This is a genomic window from Bradyrhizobium sp. STM 3562 (assembly GCF_045571435.1).
Lineage (GTDB): Bacteria > Pseudomonadota > Alphaproteobacteria > Rhizobiales > Xanthobacteraceae > Bradyrhizobium.
Genome location: NZ_CP120694.1, coordinates 6,301,744 through 6,321,546, shown reverse-complemented (window position 1 = coordinate 6,321,546; position 19,803 = coordinate 6,301,744). Strand labels below are relative to the sequence as shown.

The 19,803-nt window shown below is 64.1% G+C and carries 15 protein-coding genes and 2 pseudogenes; 9 read left to right on the top strand and 8 right to left on the bottom strand.

What is annotated here, in order from left to right; genetic code table 11:
• Complete coding sequence (locus P6U23_RS29180; protein ID WP_407175847.1) at positions 1–1,623, bottom strand: inorganic phosphate transporter; 1,623 nt, start codon at positions 1,621–1,623, stop codon at positions 1–3.
• Between the two features lie 335 nt (positions 1,624–1,958).
• Complete coding sequence (locus P6U23_RS29175; RefSeq protein ID WP_407175846.1) at positions 1,959–2,588, bottom strand: UdgX family uracil-DNA binding protein; 630 nt, start codon at positions 2,586–2,588, stop codon at positions 1,959–1,961.
• 228 nt (positions 2,589–2,816) lie between these two features.
• On the opposite strand from P6U23_RS29175, the gene P6U23_RS29170 reads away from it, so the two are divergent.
• The 4 genes from P6U23_RS29170 (at position 2,817) to P6U23_RS29155 (ending at position 10,244) form a co-directional block, all read left to right on the top strand.
• A complete protein-coding gene (locus P6U23_RS29170) occupies positions 2,817–3,623 on the top strand; it encodes an ImuA family protein (RefSeq protein WP_407175845.1) in 807 nt (268 codons plus the stop codon).
• On the top strand, positions 3,505–5,118 hold the full coding sequence (locus P6U23_RS29165) for a Y-family DNA polymerase (RefSeq protein ID WP_407175844.1): 1,614 nt from the start codon (positions 3,505–3,507) through the stop codon (positions 5,116–5,118). Before P6U23_RS29170 ends, P6U23_RS29165 begins: the two co-directional genes overlap by 119 nt.
• On the top strand, positions 5,115–8,699 hold the full coding sequence (locus P6U23_RS29160; protein WP_407175843.1) for an error-prone DNA polymerase: 3,585 nt from the start codon (positions 5,115–5,117) through the stop codon (positions 8,697–8,699). Before P6U23_RS29165 ends, P6U23_RS29160 begins: the two co-directional genes overlap by 4 nt.
• 147 nt (positions 8,700–8,846) lie before the next feature.
• Positions 8,847–10,244: a CoA transferase gene (locus tag P6U23_RS29155; protein ID WP_407175842.1), complete on the top strand. Its 1,398-nt coding sequence runs from the start codon at positions 8,847–8,849 to the stop codon at positions 10,242–10,244.
• A gap of 117 nt (positions 10,245–10,361) precedes the next feature.
• Here the strand turns inward: P6U23_RS29155 and P6U23_RS29150 are convergent, their stop codons facing one another.
• Positions 10,362–10,529: a hypothetical protein gene (locus P6U23_RS29150; protein WP_407175841.1), complete on the bottom strand. Its 168-nt coding sequence runs from the start codon at positions 10,527–10,529 to the stop codon at positions 10,362–10,364.
• Between the two features lie 89 nt (positions 10,530–10,618).
• On the opposite strand from P6U23_RS29150, the pseudogene P6U23_RS29145 reads away from it, so the two are divergent.
• Positions 10,619–11,236 (top strand): annotated as a pseudogene (locus P6U23_RS29145) (enoyl-CoA hydratase-related protein); the annotation flags it as partial.
• 296 nt (positions 11,237–11,532) lie between these two features.
• Here P6U23_RS29145 and P6U23_RS29140 read toward each other — a convergent pair.
• The 4 genes from P6U23_RS29140 to P6U23_RS29125 form a co-directional block, all read right to left on the bottom strand.
• Entirely contained in the window at positions 11,533–12,498 is a 966-nt protein-coding gene (locus P6U23_RS29140) for an amidohydrolase family protein (protein WP_407175840.1), read from the bottom strand.
• A gap of 242 nt (positions 12,499–12,740) precedes the next feature.
• Positions 12,741–13,289, bottom strand: coding sequence for a hypothetical protein (locus tag P6U23_RS29135; RefSeq protein WP_407175839.1), 549 nt, complete (start codon positions 13,287–13,289; stop codon positions 12,741–12,743).
• A 209-nt stretch (positions 13,290–13,498) separates the two neighbouring features.
• Positions 13,499–14,278 carry an enoyl-CoA hydratase gene (locus P6U23_RS29130; RefSeq protein WP_407175838.1) on the bottom strand — a complete coding sequence of 260 codons (780 nt, stop codon included), beginning with the start codon at positions 14,276–14,278 and terminating at the stop codon, positions 13,499–13,501.
• Between the two features lie 133 nt (positions 14,279–14,411).
• Entirely contained in the window at positions 14,412–14,846 is a 435-nt protein-coding gene (locus P6U23_RS29125; protein ID WP_407175837.1) for a hypothetical protein, read from the bottom strand.
• A 304-nt stretch (positions 14,847–15,150) separates the two neighbouring features.
• Here P6U23_RS29125 and P6U23_RS29120 point away from each other — a divergent pair, with 304 nt between their 5' ends.
• Together P6U23_RS29120 and P6U23_RS29115 are read left to right on the top strand one after the other, a co-directional pair.
• Positions 15,151–15,696 (top strand): sigma-70 family RNA polymerase sigma factor, encoded by a 546-nt coding sequence (locus P6U23_RS29120; RefSeq protein ID WP_407175836.1) that lies wholly within the window; start codon positions 15,151–15,153, stop codon positions 15,694–15,696.
• Between the two features lie 2 nt (positions 15,697–15,698).
• Positions 15,699–16,337, top strand: a complete 639-nt coding sequence (locus tag P6U23_RS29115; protein ID WP_407175835.1) for an NrsF family protein — start codon at positions 15,699–15,701, stop codon at positions 16,335–16,337.
• 189 nt (positions 16,338–16,526) lie between these two features.
• Here P6U23_RS29115 and P6U23_RS29110 read toward each other — a convergent pair whose 3' ends face one another.
• Entirely contained in the window at positions 16,527–17,639 is a 1,113-nt protein-coding gene (locus tag P6U23_RS29110; protein ID WP_407175834.1) for a DUF2336 domain-containing protein, read from the bottom strand.
• Between the two features lie 521 nt (positions 17,640–18,160).
• Between P6U23_RS29110 and P6U23_RS29105 the strand changes: the two are divergent.
• A pseudogene (locus P6U23_RS29105) lies at positions 18,161–18,732 on the top strand (sigma-70 family RNA polymerase sigma factor).
• Entirely contained in the window at positions 18,729–19,427 is a 699-nt protein-coding gene (locus P6U23_RS29100) for a hypothetical protein (protein WP_407175833.1), read from the top strand. Before P6U23_RS29105 ends, P6U23_RS29100 begins: the two are co-directional and overlap by 4 nt.
• Positions 19,428–19,803: the final 376 nt, after the last annotated feature.

Below are 19,803 nucleotides of genomic sequence, written 5' to 3'. Positions count from 1 at the left end.
TCAGAACACGTTGGCGAAGATGAAGTAGAGGAAGCCGGACAACATCATCGCGATGGGCAGCGTCAGCACCCAGGCCATGGCGATATTGCGGATGGTCGACCATTGCAGCCCCGAGCCGTTCGCCGCCATGGTGCCGGCGATGCCGGAGGAGAGCACATGGGTGGTCGAGACCGGCAGGCCATAGCCGTCGGCGGCTGCGATCGTCGCCGCCGCGGTGATTTCGGCGCAGGCACCTTGCGCATAGGTGAGGTGGGTCTTGCCGATCTTTTCGCCGACGGTCACCACGATGCGCTTCCAGCCGACCATGGTTCCAAGGCCGAGCGCGATCGCGACCGCGATCTTCACCCAGCCCGGAATGAACTTGGTGGCCGCGTCTAGCGAAGCCTTGTAGGCGGTCAGCGTCGCGACGTCGGCGGCCGACAGTTCGGCCTCCTTGTCTTTCATCAGGAAGCGCAGCGCTTCGGAGACGAGATACATGTCGTTACGGGTGTTGCCGACCGCTTCCGCCGGGAATTTTGCCAGGGACCCGTATTCGGTGACCTGCTTTGCAATGTCGCGCACCAACACGGCCAATGACGGGAAGGTGCCTTCATTGAGCTCGCGTTGCGCAACATAGTTGGTCACCGCAGGCCGGGGATTGCCGAGCACGTTGTAGCCGAAGGCCTTGGCTTCGATCACCTTGCTCGCAGCCTCCGAATTGGCGATGAACTTCTGAACCTGGCTCTCGGGCATCGCGCGGTTCAGTGCATAGGCCGTCGGCACGGTACCGATCAGGATCAGCATGATCAGGCCCATGCCCTTCTGCCCGTCGTTTGAGCCGTGGAAGAAGCTGACCAGCGTGCAGGTCAGGATCAGGATGCCGCGGATCCACCAGGGTGGCGGCTGGTTGCCGACTGGCTCGGCGAACAGCGCATCGGCAGCGCGCTGCAGCACCGTCTTGAGCGCAAACAGCAGGATCGCAGCGAGGACGAAGCCGAACAGCGGCGACAGCAGGAGCGCCTTGCCGATATTGGTGGCCTGCGACCAGTCCACGCCGGAGGTGCCGTCGCGGCCGCGCATCAGCGCGTTGGCAATGCCGACGCCGATGATGGAGCCGATCAGGGTGTGCGAGCTCGAAGCGGGCAGGCCGAGATACCAGGTGCCGACGTTCCAGATGATGGCGGCGATCAACAGCGCGAACACCATCGCAAATCCGGCGCTCGAGCCGACCTGCAGGATCAGTTCGACCGGCAGCAGCGACACGATACCGAACGCCACCGCGCCGCTCGAGAGCAGGACGCCGAACAGGTTGAACAGGCCCGACCAGACGACGGCGATATGGGCAGGCAGAGAGCGCGTATAGATGACGGTCGCCACGGCATTGGCCGTGTCATGGAAGCCGTTGACGAATTCAAAACCGAGCGCGATCAGAAGCGCGACAAACAACAGGATATACGGCAGGTAGGTCGTGACCCGCGTGCCGGTCGCATCAATATCGACATAAATGCTGTAGGCCACGAACAGCAGGCCAGCGGCGACGACGCCGAGATAAATGACACCGGTCAGCGGATGAAAACCGCGGTCAAGGTCCGGGCCCTTTTTCAGTGCGGGCTGTATCGAACCGGGTAACGCAACATCGCTCATGTTTAAGCCTCCTGTCCCCGACGGGTCAGGATTTTGCGCGATGCATGTGACACGCGGTTGAAAGGGGCCATGCCGGAGCCGCTGGCGTGCCCTGAAGACTTCGTCGTTCCGGGGCGACACGTGCTCCGTCATTCCGGGGCGCTCCGAAGGAGCGAACCCGGAATCCAGAGGTTGTGGCGCGAGGACCTGGAGTTTGCGGGGCGAGATTCCGGGTTCGATGCTTCGCATCGCCCCGGAATGACGAGGAGAAGCCTGGCAGCGCGGGATTTTCGGGTTCGCTCGCTGCTTGCGAGCGCCTGGGAATGACGTGCAGACCTTGGGCGGTGAGCGAGAGTCTACGCCGCGCGCGCCGATTTTCGCATCAATGCGGCCGCGATTTTCAGGTCGTCGACAAAGCGCGCATATTCGCGCCGCCGGGCGTCCTCATCGGGCAGCCTGAGCAGATAGGACGGATGAACCGTCACCAGCGCCTTGGGGCCTTCCGGAAGATCGATCACGCGGCCGCGATTTTTATTGATCGGAGTGATCTTGCCGAACACGCATTGCGCAGCGGTGGCGCCCATCGCCACCACGAGATCAGGCTTGAGCAGGTCCAGTTCGCGTTCATACCATTGCCGGCACGCCTTGATTTCCGGCGTATTCGGCTTCTGATGCAGGCGGATCTTGCCACGGGGGACGAATTTGAAATGTTTGACGGCGTTGGTGACGTAGGTCTTCTTGCGATCGACGCCGGCTTCTTCCAACGCGCGGTCGAGCATTGCACCGGCCGGTCCGACGAAGGGCTGGCCGGCAAGATCTTCCTTGTCGCCGGGCTGTTCGCCGACCAGCACGACTTGCGCATGCGCGGGTCCCTCGCCGAACACGGTTTGGGTGGCGTGTTTCCACAAATCGCAGGCGCGGCAGCCGGCCGCCTCCTCACGCAGGGCGGAAAGGCTGGCGCTGGAGGTGCCCGAGGTGGGGGTCATGGCGATCTCCGCTTGGTTGTGGTCGCCGCAGAGGCCAATGCGGGCCGGGGTGCAATGTTCCCCAGATCCTATTGGGATACCTGGCGAAAAACTTGGATCAATCCCGATTGACTCCGCGGGCGTTGTTAGCTTTATATTAGAACATAGCATGAACAAATAGGCCAGCTCCTGGTTTCTCTTTTCAAGAGAGCCAGTGACGGCCAACCCTCTCTTGAAGGAAGCGACGCCATGACAAGCGCACGCACGAGCGCGCTTGCGACTTTGCGCGGCTGTATCGAACGCATCGAGACGCATGGCGGCGTCCATGCGTTGCAGCGAACCATGCTCGGTCATGCCGAGGTGGATGCGGTGCTGCAGGGCGGGCTCGTCAAGGGCGCGATGCATGAGGTGTTTTGCGAAGGCGGCCGGCAAAGCGCGGCGGCGACGGGATTTGTCGCCGGCCTCGCTGCGCGCGTCGCACCGCGCCGGCCGCTGGTCTGGGTGCGGCAGGATTTTTCCGAACGCGAAACCGGCGCGCTGTCGATGAGCGGGCTGGCCGAACTCGGCCTCGATCCGCGTCGTCTGGTGACGGTGCGCGCGCCCGATGTCGAGAACGCCTTACGCACCGCCGCCGATGCGCTCGCCTGCGATGCGGTGGGGGCTGTGGTGCTGGAGGTCTGGGGCGAGACGCGGCAGCTCGATCTCGTGGCCAGCCGCAAGCTGACGCTGGCGGCGCAAGGCGCCGGCGTCACTGGCCTTCTGCTGCGAATGGCGGCTGCGCCCATCCCCTCCACGGCGGAAACACGATGGATCGTGCGCGCGAGCCGCTCGCCGCCCGCATCTCCCTGGCAGGGATGGGGCGCACCGTTGTTCGACGTGGAACTTGTCCGCAACCGTCATGGCCCGCTCGGGCGATGGATCATGGAATGGAAATGTGATGAGTGCCTTTTCAGCGAACCCTCGGCGGATACTCAGCCTGTGGCTGCCGCGCCTGCCCATCGACCGCATCAAACGCGAGCTCGCGTTCAAGGCGCTCTCAAGCGAAGGTCCGGTTAAACAACAGGGCGGCGACGAACCCAGTGTCGTCGTTGCCAAAGAGAATAATGCGATAAAAATTCATTCGCTCGATGATGCGGCGGCGCGTTTCGGCCTGGACATCGGCCAACCGCTGGCGAATGCCCGCGCCATCTGTCCGCATTTGCGCGTGTTCGATGCCGATCTGGCGGCCGATGCCAGGATACTCAACGACATCGCCGATTGGTGCGATCGTTTCACGCCGCTGGTGGCGCTGGATCCGCCGCACGGCCTGTTTCTGGATATCACTGGCTGCGCGCATTTGTTCGGCGGCGAGGCCGCGCTGCTCAAGCTGCTCTGCGATCTCCTGACCGCACAGGGCTTTGCGGTGAGCGCGGCGATCGCCTCGACCTCCATTTGCGCGCGCACCCTGACCCGGCATGTCCATGGCACCATCGTGCCTGACAGTGAGGAGGCACGCGCGGTCGCGCCTCTGCCGGTCTCCGCGCTCGGCGCAGAGGAGGCGATCACGACGGGTCTGCGCCGCGCGGGCTTGAAGACCATCGGCGATGTGGCTTCGCGTGCGCGTTATGAAATCACGGCAAGGTTCGGCGCGGCGTTCACGACGCGGCTCGAACAGGCGCTGGGGCAGGGCGATCACCCGATCAGCCCGCGCAAGCCGCCGCCGGATTACATCGTCGAAAAGCGCTTTGCCGAGCCGATTGCGACCGATACGGCGATTTCCCTGACACTGTCCAGGCTGGCGCAAATGCTCGTGGCCTCGATGGCGCAGCAGGGCAAGGGCGCGCGGCGGCTGGAAGCCGGTTTCTTCCGCACCGATGGCATCATGCGCGGCATCGTGGTCGATACCGGGCAGGCGGTGACGCGCGCAGAGGTGATCGACCGCCTGTTTCGCGAGCGGCTCGATGCCTTGAGCGATCCGCTCGATCCGGGCTTTGGCTTCGACCTGATCCGCCTTTCGGCAAGCCGGACCGAGATCGTGGTGCAGCAGCAGCATGATCTCGACGCCCATGTGCATGACAATGACGAGCTGGCAGCGCTGATCGATCGCATCGCGGCGCGGATCGGCTCGCGGCGCGTCGTCGTCCATCTGCCGCAGGACACCCACATTCCCGAACGCGCGGTGCTGCCGGTGCCGGCGCAACAGCATCTGGCTGCCGCTGCGCAAGCGGCCTGGCAGCCGCGCACCGAGGCAGAACCTCCCTTGAGGCCTTTGCGGCTGTTCGAGCGGCCGGAGGAGATCCAGGTGATCGCGCAGGTGCCGGACGGCCCGCCGGCGCGCTTTGTCTGGCGCCGCGCCGCGCACGCGGTGGTGCGCGCCGAAGGGCCCGAGCGTATCGCCATGGAATGGTGGCGCTCGGAAGGGGCGGGGCTGACGCGGGATTATTTCCGCGTCGAGGACGAGGCGGGCTTGCGGTTCTGGGTCTACCGCGACGGCCTCTATGATCGCGAGCTTGATCCGAAAACCGGGCGGCCCGTGCAGCCCGCCTGGTACATGCACGGATTGTTCGCATGAAAACGCAGCCTTACGCGGAGATCGGCGCCACCACCAATTTCTCCTTCCTGCGCGGCGCCTCGCATCCGCAGGAATATGTGCATATGGCCGGCGAATATGGCCTTTTCGCCATCGGCATTGCCGACCACAATACGCTCGCCGGCATCGTGCGCGCCTATAGCGAATTGGAAAATCCCGAGCTCAAGCATAAGCCAAAACTCCTTGTCGGCGCGCGCATCGTCTTCATGGACGGTAGCCCCGATATTCTCGTTTATCCGCGCGACCGCGCCGCTTACGGTCGGCTCTGCCAATTGCTCACCCGCGGCAAGCGCGGCGAGGACGTCGAGAAAGGCGAGTGCCATCTGAGAATGGATGATCTCCTCGACTTTGCCGAAGGCCAGCTTCTGGTGCTGACGCTGCCGCATCGGTTCGAGGCGACTGCCGCTCTAAAGCTTCTGAACCGGTTGAAGGAGACGCGAGCCGAGGGCGTGTGGCTGGCGGCCAGTCTGCTTTACCGCGGCGACGATCGCCGCCGCCTGGCGCGGCTTTCGCGCCTTGCGCAAACGGCACAGGTGCCGCTGCTCGCCATCAATGAGGTGCTGTACCATCACCCCGCGCGTCGGCCGCTGCAGGACGTGCTGACTTGCGTGCGCGAGAAGACCACGATCGAGGCGATCGGCCGGCGATTAGAGGCCAATGCGGAACGACATCTCAAGCCCGCGGAAGAAATGGCGCGGCTGTTTCGCGATTACCCGCAGGCGATTGCGGAAACCATCCGCTTTGTCAGGCGCATCGAATTTTCGCTCGATCAGCTCAAATACCAATATCCCGACGAGCCGGTGCCGCCGGGCAAGACCGCGCAACAGCATCTGGAGGATCTGACCTGGGCCGGTGCGGCCACACATTTTCCCGGCGGCATCAGTGACGCCTTGCGCGCAACCTTGCGCAAGGAGCTCGATCTCATCGCCGAGCTCAATTACGCGCATTATTTCCTCACCGTGCATGACATCGTGCATTATGCGCGAAGCCAGGGCATTCTGTGCCAGGGCAGGGGATCGGCGGCCAATTCCGCCGTCTGCTATGTGCTCGGCGTCACCTCGGTCGATCCGACGAAAATCGATCTCTTGTTCGAACGCTTCATTTCCAAGGAACGGCTGGAGCCGCCCGATATCGATGTCGATTTCGAGCATTCGCGGCGCGAGGAGGTGATGCAATATGTCTACCGCCGCTACGGCCGTCACCGCGCGGCCGTGATCGCGACCGTCATTCACTACCGCCCGCGCAGCGCCATTCGCGACGTCGGCAAGGCGCTGGGGCTGACCGAGGACGTCACCTCGCTGCTCGCCGATACGGTCTGGGGAAGCTGGAGCGATGGCTTATCTGAAGGGCAGGTGCGGCAGGCGGGGCTTCAGCCTGATAATCCGATGATCGAGCGCGCGGTGAAGCTCGCGGCCGAGCTGATCGATTTTCCGCGTCATCTCTCGCAGCATGTCGGCGGCTATGTGCTGACCCAGGATCGGCTCGACACTTATGTGCCGATCGGCAATGCCGCGATGGAGGGCCGCACCTTCATCGAATGGGACAAGGACGATGTCGACGCGCTGCATATGATGAAGGTCGACGTCTTGGCTTTGGGCATGCTGACCTGCATCCGCAAATGCTTTCACCTGATCGAGCAGCACAAGGGCGAGCATTACGAGCTCGCCACCATTCCGCGCGAGGACGGTAGGGTTTACGACATGCTGTGCAAGGGCGAGTCGCTTGGCGTGTTCCAGGTCGAGAGCCGGGCGCAAATGAACATGCTGCCGCGCTTGAGACCGCGTGAATTTTACGATCTCGTCATCGAAGTCGCGATCGTGCGGCCCGGACCGATCCAGGGCGACATGGTGCATCCCTATTTGCGCCGCCGGAACAGGCAGGAGAAGGTGAGCTATCCTTCGCCTGCGCCGGGTCGGGGGCCGGCGGATGAGTTGTACCGGGTGCTGCACAAGACGCTGGGCGTGCCGCTGTTCCAGGAACAGGCGATGCGGATCGCGATCGAGGCCGCGAAATTCTCGGCCGAAGAGGCCAACGGCCTGCGCCGCTCGATGGCGACGTTTCGCAATCTCGGCACCATCGGCAAATACGAGTCGAAACTGATCGGCAACATGGTCGCGCGTGGCTATTCGGAGGAATTCGCCAAGAGCTGCTTTGACCAGATCAAGGGCTTTGGCTCCTATGGTTTTCCGGAAAGTCACGCCGCAAGTTTCGCGCAGCTCGTCTATGTCTCCTCCTGGCTGAAACGCTTTCATCCCGACGCGTTCTGCTGCGGGCTTCTGAATTCGCAGCCGATGGGATTCTATGCGCCGGCGCAGATCGTCGGCGATGCCCGCAAGAACGGCGTCGAGGTGCGCGAGGTCGACGTCTCCTACAGTTTCGCGCAGAACACGCTGGAGGAGGGGAGCGGTGATTATTGCGCCGTGCGGCTCGGCTTCCGCCAGATCGACGGCTTTCACTGGATCGATCCGGATGAGCGAAGGTTGAAGGAGATTCGCGCTTCATTTCGGAATGTACCCGCCGAATGCGCTTTAATTGAAACGGTTTCGCCGCGATCTCGGTTCACCTCTCCCCAACGGGGAGAGGTCGATTTGCCACTGGCGATGCGAAGCATCGTCCAGTGCAAATCGGGTGAGGGGGCTCAGGTCCCTCGAGAGGCCGCGCCCCTCACCCGCGCCTTCGGCGCGACCTCTCCCTATGGGAGAGGTGCGGCACCATCAATGCCGCAACTTGACGAGTCGAAAATGGAAGAGGACTGGGCCGACCGCATCGTCAAGGCCCGCGCGCGCCGGCCCTTCACCTCGCTGGAAGATTTCGCCCGCGATACCGGCCTGCCCAAGCGCGCGCTGATCCTGCTTGCGGATGCCGATGCGTTCCGCTCGCTCGGGCTCGATCGCCGCGCGGCGCTGTGGGCGGTGCGGCGGCTGCCCGACGACGTGCCGCTGCCGCTGTTCGAAAGCGCCGCCGCGCGCGAGCAGCCGGATGAGAGGACGGAAGCCTTGCCGCTGATGCCGCTGCCGGAGCATGTGGTCGCCGACTACCAGACCATCCGGTTGTCGCTGAAGGGCCATCCGATGCAGTTCCTGCGTGCGATGTTTTCGCGCGAAGGCGTCATTCCCTGCACGGCGGTGTCGCACGCCAATGACAGGCAATATGTCCGCTGCGCCGGCGTCGTGTTGGTGCGGCAGCGTCCGGGCAGCGCCAAGGGCGTCGTCTTCATGACGCTGGAGGATGAAACCGGCATCGCCAATATCGTGGTCTGGCCCAAGGTGATGGAGCGTTTCCGCAAAGAGGTGATGGGCGCGCGCCTGGTGCTGGTCGAGGGACGAATCCAAAGCAGCCCGGAAAAGGTCGTACATCTCGTCGCCGAGCGCCTGATCGACCGCTCCGCCGATCTGATTGGTCTCGCCAATGATGCGCTCACCCGCAAGCCGCCGGTGCCGGCCGGCCCCGCACTAATCGAGCCCCTCAACGACGATCCTCGCGACCACCCGGAGGCGCCCGCGCAAAAACTCCGCCATCCCCGCAACGTCCGCATCCTGCCGGCCTCGCGGGATTTTCATTGAGTGGAAGCGCGCCTTACCCTCTGTTGTCATACCCCGCGGAAGCGGGGTATCCAGTAGGCCGTGGCTTCTCAGTCGATCTCCGGCGTCCCGGAATACTGGATCATCTGCTTTCGCGGATGATGACAGGAGTGTCTTAAGGCTCCCACCATGCAAACACCCCGCGAAATTCTCTCTGACCTGTGGCACCTCGCCGACGGCGACGCTGCTGCGCTCTCGGCCGTCACGCTCACCGGCGAAGAACCGCAACTGCCGTCGTCGTTTCGCGTCGCCGCCGCCGCTCAAGCGAGCATTGCGGCGAGCGGCCTTGCCGCGGCTCAGCTCTGGCAGATGCGCAGCGGCGAAGCGCAGGAAGTCGCCGTGGACATGCGTCACGCCGCGGTCGAATGCCGCTCCGAGCGCTATTTGCGGCTCGACGACAAGCCACCGCCGCCGGCCTGGGACCCGACCGCCGGCATCTACAGGACGGGCGACGGCCGCTTCGTCCGGCTGCATACCAATTTTCCGCATCATCGCGCCGCCGTCTGCAAGGTCCTGAACTGCGCCGAGAGCCGCGAGGCGATCCAGGCGGCGCTCATGCAATGGGAGGGCGAAGCGTTCGAGACCGCCGCCTATGCCGGCGGCGCCGTGGTAGCGATGATGCGTTCGTACGACGAATGGTCGGCGCATCTGCAAGGAAGGGCGCTGGCGGAATTGCCGCTGTTCACGATCGAGAAAATCGGCGAGGCTCCGCCAAAGCCCTGGCCGGCGGGAGACCGGCCGCTGGCAGGCATTCGCGTGCTCGACCTGTCGCGTGTCATTGCAGGACCGGTCGCGGGCCGCACGCTCGCCGCGCACGGCGCCGACGTGATGCTGATCTCCGGGCCCGCACTGCCGACGATTCCCTGGCTCGTGATCGATACCGGCCGCGGCAAGCTGACCAGCTTTGTCGAGCTGAAGCGCGAGGAGGGGCGGGCGACCTTGCGCCGGCTTCTCGCGCAGGCCGATATTGTCTCGCAAGGCTATCGCCCGCGCGCCATCGCCTCGCTCGGCTTTTCGCCGGAGGAGGCGGCGCATGTCAGCCCCGGCATCGTCTATGTTTCGCTCTCGGCCTATGGTCATGCCGGCCCGTGGTCGGAGCGTCGCGGCTTCGACTCGCTGGTGCAGACGGCGACCGGATTCAATCACGCCGAAGGGCAGGCGGCCAGCGTCGACGGCCCGAAGGAATTGCCGGCACAGATGCTCGACCATGCCACCGGCTATCTGATGGCGTTCGGCGCCATGATGGCCAAAGCACGCCAGGCGCGCGAAGGCGGTAGCTGGCTGGTCCGCGTCTCGCTGGCGCAGACCGGGCGCTGGCTCTGGAATTTGGGCCGCATCGCGGACGGGCTCAAGACCGAGGATTTGAAGGCCGAGGCCATCAAGCCGCTGCTCGAAGAGCTGCCTTCGGGCTTCGGTCGGCTGAGCTCGGTGAGCCACGCGGCAAAGCTCGCAAACACCCCGGCGTTCTGGGCGCGCCCGGCGATGCCGCTCGGCAGCCATCCGCCGGAGTGGCCCACGCGGATCTGAAGCGGTCCAAGAGTTAGGCCATCAGCTCCGGGGGGCAGCGGCGCTTCGGCGGATTGCGCAACTGCCTCAAGTGGTTGCGCGCTCATCCTGAGAAGGCCGTCGCATTCAAGCGAGATATTACTTCAATGTCTGCGCCTCAAATCCCTGAAGCCGTTCAGCCGCTCGACCCAAATCTCGCCGCGATGCTGCTTCGACCAGCATACCCGCGAGATCGCCGGCCGCTTTGACGTAAGCGGCATCATGATGGATCAGCATGACCGTGGCCGCCCCATCAAGCAGCAGCATGACTTCGCGCGCCAGTTCGTCCCGCTTCTCGATGCCGTGCTCGGCGAAGATGCCGTCGAGCCACTGCTCGAACCGCTTCTTGTGCTCGGCGCCCGTTTTCGGCAGGCGCTGATATCGCCGAGTTCTCCGGCAGCATCAAGGACGGGCCCGATGCGGCGGTGAAAGCCTTCGTGCGCCGCGGCCAGGCGATGACCGCGCGCATGGAGGCCTTCCCCAAGCCGATCATCGCCGCGGTGAACGGCCTTGCCTTCGGCGGCGGCTGCGAGATCATCGAAGCGGTACACCTCGCGGTCGCGAGCGAGCAGGCGAGCTTTGCCAAACCGGAGATCAACATCGGCATTCCCCCGACATTCGGCGGTACGCAACGCCTGCCGCGGCTCGCCGGGAGGAAGCGTGCGCTGGAATATCTGCTCACGGGGGACAGCTTCTCGGTGCAGCGCGCCTACGAGATGGGGTTGATCAACCGCATCGTTCCGCACGAGAGCGTGCTTTCCGAAGCGCTCGCACTGGCCGACCGCATCCTAAGGCATTCCCCTCTGACGGCGGCGCGCATCATCGCAGCCGTGTCGCGCGGCCTGAACGCCTCGATCGCTGAAGGCCTTGCGATCGAGAGCGAGCAGTTCGCGCGCATGGTGCCGACCCATGATCTCAGCGAGGCGCTCAAGGCCTGGCTGAACCGCCGCAAGCCGGTCTACCAGGGACGCTAGAGCATGATCCGGAAAAGTATGAAACGGTTTTCCAAAATGATTATGCTCGAAAGAGGAATCTAAAGCGCGATGGCGATTCAACCTAATCCCATCGCGCTTTAGAGCAGTCGCCGAGATGAGCGAATAGAGGACAGGCGCGCCCAACCTCCGGCGTCATTGCGAGCGCAAGCGAAGCAATCCAGATTTTCTCCGCGGATGCAGTCTAGATTGCTTCGTCGCTTTCGCTCCTCGCAATGACAGGCTTGCTTGAAGGCGCTCGTCCGGCCCTGCAACTTGATCGGCGGATGCTTTAGCTCCTAGAACCCGTAAAGCCGCGCCGGATTGTCGACCAGGATCTTCTTGCGGATCGCCGCATCCGGCGCCCACACGGCAAGCTGGTTCAGCAGCCTGCCGTCGTCGATCTGGAGCAGCGGCGTCACGTCGGTGACCTTGTGTCCGGGCGGGGTCACCGAGTCCGGGTGCGGCCAGTCGGTGCCCCAGACGATGCGGTCCGGATTGGCTGATATCAGCGCCTTCGCCAGCGGCACCACGTCGGGATAATCAGGCGCGAGCTTGGAGGCCCGGTAGGCGCCGGAGATCTTCACATAGGCCTTGCCGCTCTTGACCAGGTCCACCAGGTCGGAAAAGCCCGGCTGGCCGACGCCAAGCTCGGCCTGCGCGCCGCCGAAATGATCGAACACCGCGGGCACCGGAGAAGAGGCGACGAGGTCCTTGATCGCCGTGATCATCGGAAGCGTCGTGTAAAGCTGCACATGCCAGCCGCGCGCCTTCATGCGATCGACGGCGGCCTGGAAGCGGCTGCGCCCGACATTGGGATCGTTGATACCGCCGGTCGCGAGGTTGAGGCGAATGCCGCGAAAGCCGGCCTGCTGGAGCGCGTCCAGATCATTCTCGGAGGTCTTGTCGTCGATCACGGCAACGCCGCGGGCGGTCGGTCCGCGCGCCTTGATGCCGAACAGCGTGGCGGAATTGTCCGGCCCGTAGACACTGGGCGTGACGATCACCACCCGTTCGATATGCAGCGCCTTGTGCAGCGCGCTCATTTCCTCTGGGCTTGCGGGCTCGGGCGTATAGACGCGGCCCGGATAAAACGGGAATTTTGCCGGGTCCGCGTGGATGTGGGTGTGGCAATCGCAGGCGCCGGCGGGCACGTCGAAATTCACCGCCGTGGACGGCTGCGAGGCTTTGGCGCGGGCTGATTGATTTTGCATGGTGACTCCGGCGGCGATCGAGGCGAGCAGAATGGTTCGTCTGGTGAGCATGGTTGTTTCCTCCCTGGGCGCGCATGTTATCGTTGTTCGCGCGTTATTGTTGAACGCGTCATTCCGGGGCGTGCGTTAGCACCGAACTCTGATGTGCAGTTGCACATCTGAGAATCTCGAGGTTCCGGGTTCTCGCTTCGCGAGTCCCGGAACGACAGTGGTAGGAGATCGCATCACCCCGGAATGACGGCAACTTGATCCTCGGTCGTTCCTTCTCCTTGGGCAAGAGCGCTTCGCGCCGTTCAGCCATTCAGTGCGCACCGAACTTCCGCGACCAGCTCTGCGATCGGCCGGGATCCGTCCAGCCGCAACACCGGGCAGGGCAATTTGGCGAGCCAGGCTTCCTGCCGCGCCAAGCTGCGACCCTCGCGTGTGCCGTCTTCGTAGTGCGATGCCCATTCCATGAAAGCGGCGGTCTCTTCGTAGCGCCAGCCGCCGGGTCCGACCGCATCTTCGCCGAAATGCGTGGCTTCGCGTGCGCGCAGGCGCCGCATGCGCAGTTCATGCGGTGTCCTGAGAAAGGCGACGAGATCGAAGTTCGGGATGAGTTCGTCGCCCCAGCGGCCGAGGCCGCCACTCAACACCCAGTCCGCCCGTGGCAGAAACATCTCCCGCATCAACCGCAGGCGTTCGCCGACCTCGCGCTGCTCCCGATAGGGCGGCGTGGTCGGCTTCCAGAAATAGTCGTCGGTGTCGTGATGCGGCAGCGCCAGCGCGTCCGCGAGCGCGCGGCCGAGCGTGGTGGCGCCCGACCCCGATGCGCCGGTGACGTGAATGCGGCGGCTTCTCATCGACGGCTTCCTTGCCCTCAGAAAACGAAAAAGGCTGCAGCCCCGAACGCAACCGTCATGGCCGGGCTTGTCCGGCTTGTCCCGGCCATCCACGTCTTCCTGGAAGAACGTGAGTGCCCGGGCCTTCGCCTTGCCAAAAGGGGCTTCGACACGCAGGCGGGACAGCCCGGGCATGACGACCGAATAAGCGGCGCTGCCGTCGCAGAAAACTACCTGTTCTTGTTCACCGGCTTGCGTTTTTCGATGAAGGCGGCCATGCCTTCGGCGCGATCTTCCAGCGCAAAGGTCGCGTGGAACAGGTTGCGCTCGACATTGAGGCCTTCTGAGAGCGGCGTTTCGAATGCGCGGTTGACGGCCTCCTTGGCCATGATCGCCGCGGGCCGCGACATCGCGGCGATCTTCTCCGCGGCCGCGAGCGCCTCGTCCATCAATTTGTCCGCGGGCACGACGCGGCTGACAAGCCCGCTGCGCTCGGCCTCGTCGGCGTCCATCATCCGCCCGGTGAGGCAGAGATCCATGGCCTTGGCCTTGCCGACAGCGCGCGTCAGCCGCTGCGTGCCGCCGATCCCGGGAATGGTGCCGAGGGTGATCTCGGGCTGACCGAACTTGGCCGTATCGGCGGCGATGATGATGTCGCACATCATCGCAAGCTCGCAGCCGCCGCCCAGCGCATAGCCCGCCACCGCCGCAATGGTCGGCTTGCGGCACTTCGCGACCCGGTCGCCGCCGATTGCGGCAAAGTCGCTGGAGAACATGTCGATGAAGCCTTTCGGCTGCATCTCCTTGATATCGGCGCCGGCGGCAAAGGCCTTGTCGCTGCCGGTCACGACGATGCAGCCGATATTCTCATCGGCCTCGAGATCGTCGATCGCCGCGGCAATCTCGCGAAACACGCCGAAGGACAGGGCGTTGAGCATTTTCGGCCGGTTGAGCTTGAGGATGCCAACCGCGCCCTTGCTTTCGACAATGATGTGCTCGAACGTGCTCATGGTTCACCCGCAAAGTTGATGTGTTGCGGGCGAATGTGCCCGCTGCGCGGGTGCGCTTCAAGTGCAACGATCGTCGCGCAATCCGGGGGCGCGGGAACGGGACGCGCCCGCTGCGGGATCGCACCTGCCAGGGTTAGGCCATGAACATGCGCGCGGCGGAGGCGACGGTCAGCAGCGCGCCGAAGCCGATGAAGATCTTGCCGATCAGAGAGGTCTCGTCCCAGACCGAATGCTCGGCGCCGGCGGCCGCGACGGGAGCGGAGCGGGCGGCAGGCGCGTCGGCGGACGCGGCCGGCGTGCTTGGCTGGGCGGCCGGCACGGGAGGAGCGCTCGTCTGGGCCGCGGCATTGTTTTGCAGCGTGCGGTCGACATCGTTGAGCTGATCGGGAGCAACCACTGGGTTCGGGTTGGCCGGCTGTGTGGAGGTGCCGGGCTGCGCCGCGTTTTCGGCCGGCGTCACGAACACGGGAGAGTTGAGCTCGTCGCTTGCAGCGGGCGGGACGACCGCAAAACCCATCACCATTCCGAGCGTGAGTATCAACGCCGAATGCGCATTGGCCCTGCTCATTGGCAATCTCCACTTTTCCAGTCCCCAGAACGTGAACAGAGAAGACCTTCAGCCATGACAGCAGCACGGCAGAAAAAGGGAATCTTCGCGCTATACCGGGCGAAAGCGGGGCAGCAATTGCTGCTGCATTTCCGCGCTGTCTTCACAAGTTGCAGCGACGAGCTGACGGCCCGTGCCAGCGGCGACAATCGGTGTTAATGAGCCGCTAAATCGTCGGCACGGAAATCTCGATCACGGCTTCGTGATTTTAATTTTTCGGCGTAACAATCTGATAGATCGGCCGAATTGAACGGTTGGAGCGTGCGTGCGCGAACGTGAAGACGAATGGACCGGCCTGATGCGGTCGGCCATGGCTGGCGACGACGCGGCATATCATCGTCTGCTCGGGGCCATTGCGCCGGTCTTGAGGGCCGCGGCGCGTCGGGGGCTCGCGCGTGCCGGGCAGCCTCCCGATCAGGCCGAGGATATCGTGCAGGACATTTTGTTGGCGGTGCATCTGAAGCGACATACCTGGGATGCGAACGCGCCGTTCGCGCCCTGGCTGTTTGCCATCGCGCGCAACAAGCTGATCGACGCGCTGCGCCGGCGGGGTAGGCGGGTGTTCGTCAATATCGATGATTTCGCCGAGACCCTGCCGGAGCAGCCCAGGGCGGAAACGGCCTCATCCGCCGAGGTCCAGGCCCAGCTCAAGACATTGCCGGTGCGCCAGCGCGAGGTGCTGCAATCGATCGCGGTCGAGAGCGCCTCGATCAAGGACACCGCGCGAAAATTCGCGATGAGCGAGGGCGCGGTGCGCGTGGCGCTGCATCGCGCCCTGGCCAGTCTCACGGCGAGGCTACGAGAACAATGAGCATGGATACCGATCAGCTAATCCGGACGCTCGCCGCCGACAACGCCTATCGCGCGCGCCCCGTCGGCTTTGTGCTGGCGCTGGCGCTGCTTGCCGCAGCACCAGTGTCGCTTCTGATGTTCTTCTCCGCGCTGGGCGTGCGGGCGGACGTCATGACCGCGATGCATAATCCGTTTTTCGACCTCAAGTTCGCGGTGACGCTGGCGCTGGCGCTGGCGGGAATCATTGCCGGCCTGCATTTGTCGCGCCCCGAAGTTTCGCTGGGCGGCTTCGGCTGGCTGTTCGTGATCCCCGCGGGAATTCTGGCCGCCGGGATCGCCGGGGAAGCCATGCTGCCGCAAAGATTGCCGATGATGACGCGGCTGGTCGGCAACAATTCTCGGCTCTGCATGACCGCGATCCCGCTGATGTCGCTGCCGCTGCTCGCAGCGGCGCTCGTCGGCCTGCGCCACGGCGCGCCGACGCGCCCCGCGCTCACCGGCGCCGTGGCTGGATTGATGTCCTCGGGCCTCGCCGCGACGCTCTATGCCTCACACTGCACCGACGATTCGCCGCTGTTCGTCGCGACCTGGTACACGGTGGCAACGACGCTGGTGACGGCGGTCGGCGCGCTGGCGGGGGCGCGGGTGCTGAAATTCTAGAAGCATGATCCGGAAAAGTGTGAAGCGGTTTTCCGAAAAGATCATGCTCAAACAAGCGCGAAGGCGATTCGACCTAACTAATCCCATCGCGCTTTAGAGCATCCGCGCTCAAGTTGCAGAGCCGGAGCGCCTTCAACCAGGCCCGTCATTGCGCGCGCAATGACGCCATCCTGTCGCGGGAGGACGACCTCACGCCGCCGGTGCGTCCGCGCTCTGCTGCATGCGATGGAAGCGCAGCACCTGTTGCGCGGTCGAGGGGCGCAGCCGCTCATAGGTTGCCTTGCAGGAGGCAATGTCGGTGGGCGTCCCGCCCGAGAGCTCGTCGCGCATATTGATGATCGCCCTCACGGTCGACCAGGACATGCCCGACACTTTGCACAGGATCATCACTCCTTCGGCGCGGCTCTCGATCATCATGTTTTCGGCTGTCGACACCGGCACGTTGGCAAGGGCCGCGATCGCGGCGTTGGCTTCGTCGAATTTTCCGTCTTCCGCGAACTGCGCCACCTGCTGTTCGTCGAGCCGTCCGTCCTCGTAGAGCGATTTGACCAGGGCATGCGCGATCTCGGTCTGCTGGGTTAGCCCGGAGGGAGCCGAGCGCGCGCGCCGGGTTGCCTCGCGTACCGCGCCCGGCACATCGCCGGCCAGCTTTGGATTGGCCGCCTCTAGGCGCTGCCGCACGGTCGCGGAAGCCTTGGCGAGCAGTTTCAGATAGACATGCCGCGGCAGGTCGGGACGCAGGCCGATGCAAGTCGTCAGATTGTCGTCACCCTCGGCGCGGCTGACCAGGCGGGTGAAGCTGCGCTCGTTAAATTCGGCGCCGGGATTGTTGACCGTATTCCGCACCACTTCGTCGTTGCCGCGCAGCACCAGCACCTCGGTCACCGCGCCGCTCAGCGCGCTGCGATTGGAAATCGCGAGCAGATGTGCCTGGCTTTTGTTGTGCGCCGCCTCGATCAGCGTCGCGTCGTCGAGCCGTTCAGAGCGCGACAGCACCGGCCCTGCGACCTCGATGGCCTCGTCGAAAGCCAGCGTGCGGATAGTCTGCGGTGGGGCAGCGTCGATGGGGGCCAGACGATCAGCAAGGAGCGCCTTGGCGGAAACCTCGATCTGCTCGATCAGACATTGGAAGACATCGTCGAAGAGTTCGATCTGTTGGTCGGAATAGTCGACCGCGCCTTCGATGAACAGGTCGGTGACGCGGCGGAGTGTCTCGACCCGCCGCGCCACCGTGCCGTGGGCGAGCGCGGCCTGCAATTCGTCGAGCAAGCTATCGGTAGTGGCGGCAGACTTTGAACCCATGTCTCTGTCCTGGAGCAGATGCGGACCGCCGATTCGTCGTCCGTTGAAAATGTCTTCGTGTTCTGAAAACGGCGCCCATCAGGTCTCCGAGAGCGAAAGGGCAGGATTCTCGCCACATAGGCGAGCCCGAAAGCTCGGGCCCATGATTTCGCCATCGGTGGAACTGAAGGCAAAATCTACGCGGGAAAGCCTTTAGTTTTGGTATCTTTTGGAGCCGACTGGGAGTGCGCGCGAAGGCCCCCGTTACCGCTATTCGAGGAAGGAATTTTGATGCGGCGGACGACGGGTCACGGGTCGTCGGCCCTGCCTTGGTGGAAGCTTTGCCAAGCTCGTTCGAGTTGCTGTATTATGATACCTCTATTCGCAAGACGCTCTCACTGGGGCGGGGCACTCTCCTGAGCATCTGCTGGGTTGTGGGATAGGCCACAGATGCAATCGCGCAGCCGTGCCATACTCAAGAATCTTGGCTCCACGATCGAACCACTCGCCAACCCCATCCGACAAATCGTGCGAGACGGCACTTGGGTGCAAGACAGGCGGCTTCGGACGAAACTCTGATCGCCCGGATCCCTCAAGGCGACCGGCTCGCCATGCAGGTGCTGTACGGGCGGCACCATGTCAGGGTGTTTCGTTTCGGGCTTCGGCTCGTCCGCGACGAACAGATCGCGGAAGACCTCATCAACGAGGTCTTCCTCGACGTATGGCGTCAGGCCGTCAGGTTTGAAGGCCGATCCGCCGTTTCCACCTGGCTCTTGGCAATCACACGTTTCAAGGCCCTGTCTGCGTTGCGGCGCAGGAAGGACCTTGAACTGGAGGATAAGGTTGCCGACGCGCTTCCGGATATGCGTCCGACGATCCGGAGGTGGTCGCCACCGCGAAGGACACCAGTGAAGCGTTGCGTAAGTGCCTGACGGGACTTTCGCGCGAACATCGGGAGATCGTCGATCTCCTCTACTACCACGAGAAATCGGTGGAAGAGGTCGCTGACATCGTCAGGATTCCCGAAGACACCGTGAAGACGCGGCTGTTCTGTGCGCGCAAAAAATTGGCCGAACTGCTCAAAGCAGCCGGCGTGGAGCGAGGTTGGCCATGATGGCACTGAGCAAGAAAATGCTGGAAGACGGGCCCAGTGACATTGAACTGCTGCTGCCATGGTACGCGGCCGGCACTCTGGCTGCGCGCGACGCACGGCGCGTCGAGGAGGCGCTGGCGCGCGACCCCGATCTTGCGCGGCAATTTGCGGTGATCCGCGAAGAATATGCCGAAACCATCGCCGTCAACGAGAGCCTCGGTGCGCCGTCGGGACGGCCGCTACAGAAGCTGTTTGCGGCGATCGACGCCGAACCCGAACGCCGCCGGCGGGTGAGCGCCGGCTTGGCGGCGCGCGTGTCCGACTTTTTCGCCAGGCTTTCGCCGCGGACACTCGCCTGGTGTGCGAGCCTCGGTGCGCTTGTGCTGGCGTTGCAGGCCGGCGTGATCGCCGCCGTGCTGATCAAGAGCCAATCCGCCAGCTATCGGACGGCCTCGCTTGGCGTGAGCGAGCCCGTCGTGCGCGATCTGGGCGGCGCCGCGCCGCCACGCGCGCTGGTGCGCTTTGCGGCGGAAGCTCGTATCGCTGACATCACGGCGCTGCTCGACAAATATCAGGCCTCCATCATCGGCACGGCCGGGAGCGGCACGTTCCGCCTGCAGTTCCGCGATCAGGCCATGAGCAGGGAAGATCTCTCAAGCGTGATCAACAGGCTCTCCTCCGAGAAGAGCGTCAGCTTCGCCGCGCCGGCGCCGTAACGGCTGCTCGTGAACTCCGAATCCCGTGCTTCACGCTCCTCCTCACCGCGCGCGATCTAACCTCACCAGGACGTGATGATCTCTGCGGCCTGCGCCTGTGCCGCCGTGAGGATTGCGACTTGCCGCTGCGCCCGCGCCCGCGATCGCATCAGAACCCGCCAGATCCGTGAAAGCGTGCCGGAACGGAGCGAAAAGCCGCCAGTTGCGGCCGTCGCGAGCGAAAAACCCGCAGCCACTGGGGCCAATGGCGCCGCCGAGCAATGGCTAATCCGCACCCGGAACCGCTTTCCTCAAAAGCTAAAAAAATCGCGCGCCGATTGAACGTGCCCCGGGTGCTTGGCGACCAAAAGGTGTGGGAGCGGAAATCCCTCCCCGC

Bases quoted from the DNA above. Each gene is read 5' to 3' on its own strand.
- P6U23_RS29135 (WP_407175839.1), bottom strand. From the start codon at position 13,289: ATGAGAAGCCGCCGCATTCACGTCACCGGCGCATCGGGGTCGGGCGCC.
- P6U23_RS29125 (WP_407175837.1), bottom strand. From the start codon at position 14,846: ATGAGCAGGGCCAATGCGCATTCGGCGTTGATACTCACGCTCGGAATG.
- P6U23_RS29175 (WP_407175846.1), bottom strand. From the start codon at position 2,588: ATGACCCCCACCTCGGGCACCTCCAGCGCCAGCCTTTCCGCCCTGCGT.
- P6U23_RS29180 (WP_407175847.1), bottom strand. From the start codon at position 1,623: ATGAGCGATGTTGCGTTACCCGGTTCGATACAGCCCGCACTGAAAAAG.
- P6U23_RS29110 (WP_407175834.1), bottom strand. From the start codon at position 17,639: ATGGGTTCAAAGTCTGCCGCCACTACCGATAGCTTGCTCGACGAATTG.
- P6U23_RS29130 (WP_407175838.1), bottom strand. From the start codon at position 14,278: ATGAGCACGTTCGAGCACATCATTGTCGAAAGCAAGGGCGCGGTTGGC.
- P6U23_RS29170 (WP_407175845.1), top strand. From the start codon at position 2,817: ATGACAAGCGCACGCACGAGCGCGCTTGCGACTTTGCGCGGCTGTATC.
- P6U23_RS29100 (WP_407175833.1), top strand. From the start codon at position 18,729: ATGATGGCACTGAGCAAGAAAATGCTGGAAGACGGGCCCAGTGACATT.
- P6U23_RS29155 (WP_407175842.1), top strand. From the start codon at position 8,847: ATGCAAACACCCCGCGAAATTCTCTCTGACCTGTGGCACCTCGCCGAC.
- P6U23_RS29115 (WP_407175835.1), top strand. From the start codon at position 15,699: ATGGATACCGATCAGCTAATCCGGACGCTCGCCGCCGACAACGCCTAT.
- P6U23_RS29165 (WP_407175844.1), top strand. From the start codon at position 3,505: ATGAGTGCCTTTTCAGCGAACCCTCGGCGGATACTCAGCCTGTGGCTG.
- P6U23_RS29150 (WP_407175841.1), bottom strand. From the start codon at position 10,529: ATGCTGCTGCTTGATGGGGCGGCCACGGTCATGCTGATCCATCATGAT.
- P6U23_RS29160 (WP_407175843.1), top strand. From the start codon at position 5,115: ATGAAAACGCAGCCTTACGCGGAGATCGGCGCCACCACCAATTTCTCC.
- P6U23_RS29140 (WP_407175840.1), bottom strand. From the start codon at position 12,498: ATGCTCACCAGACGAACCATTCTGCTCGCCTCGATCGCCGCCGGAGTC.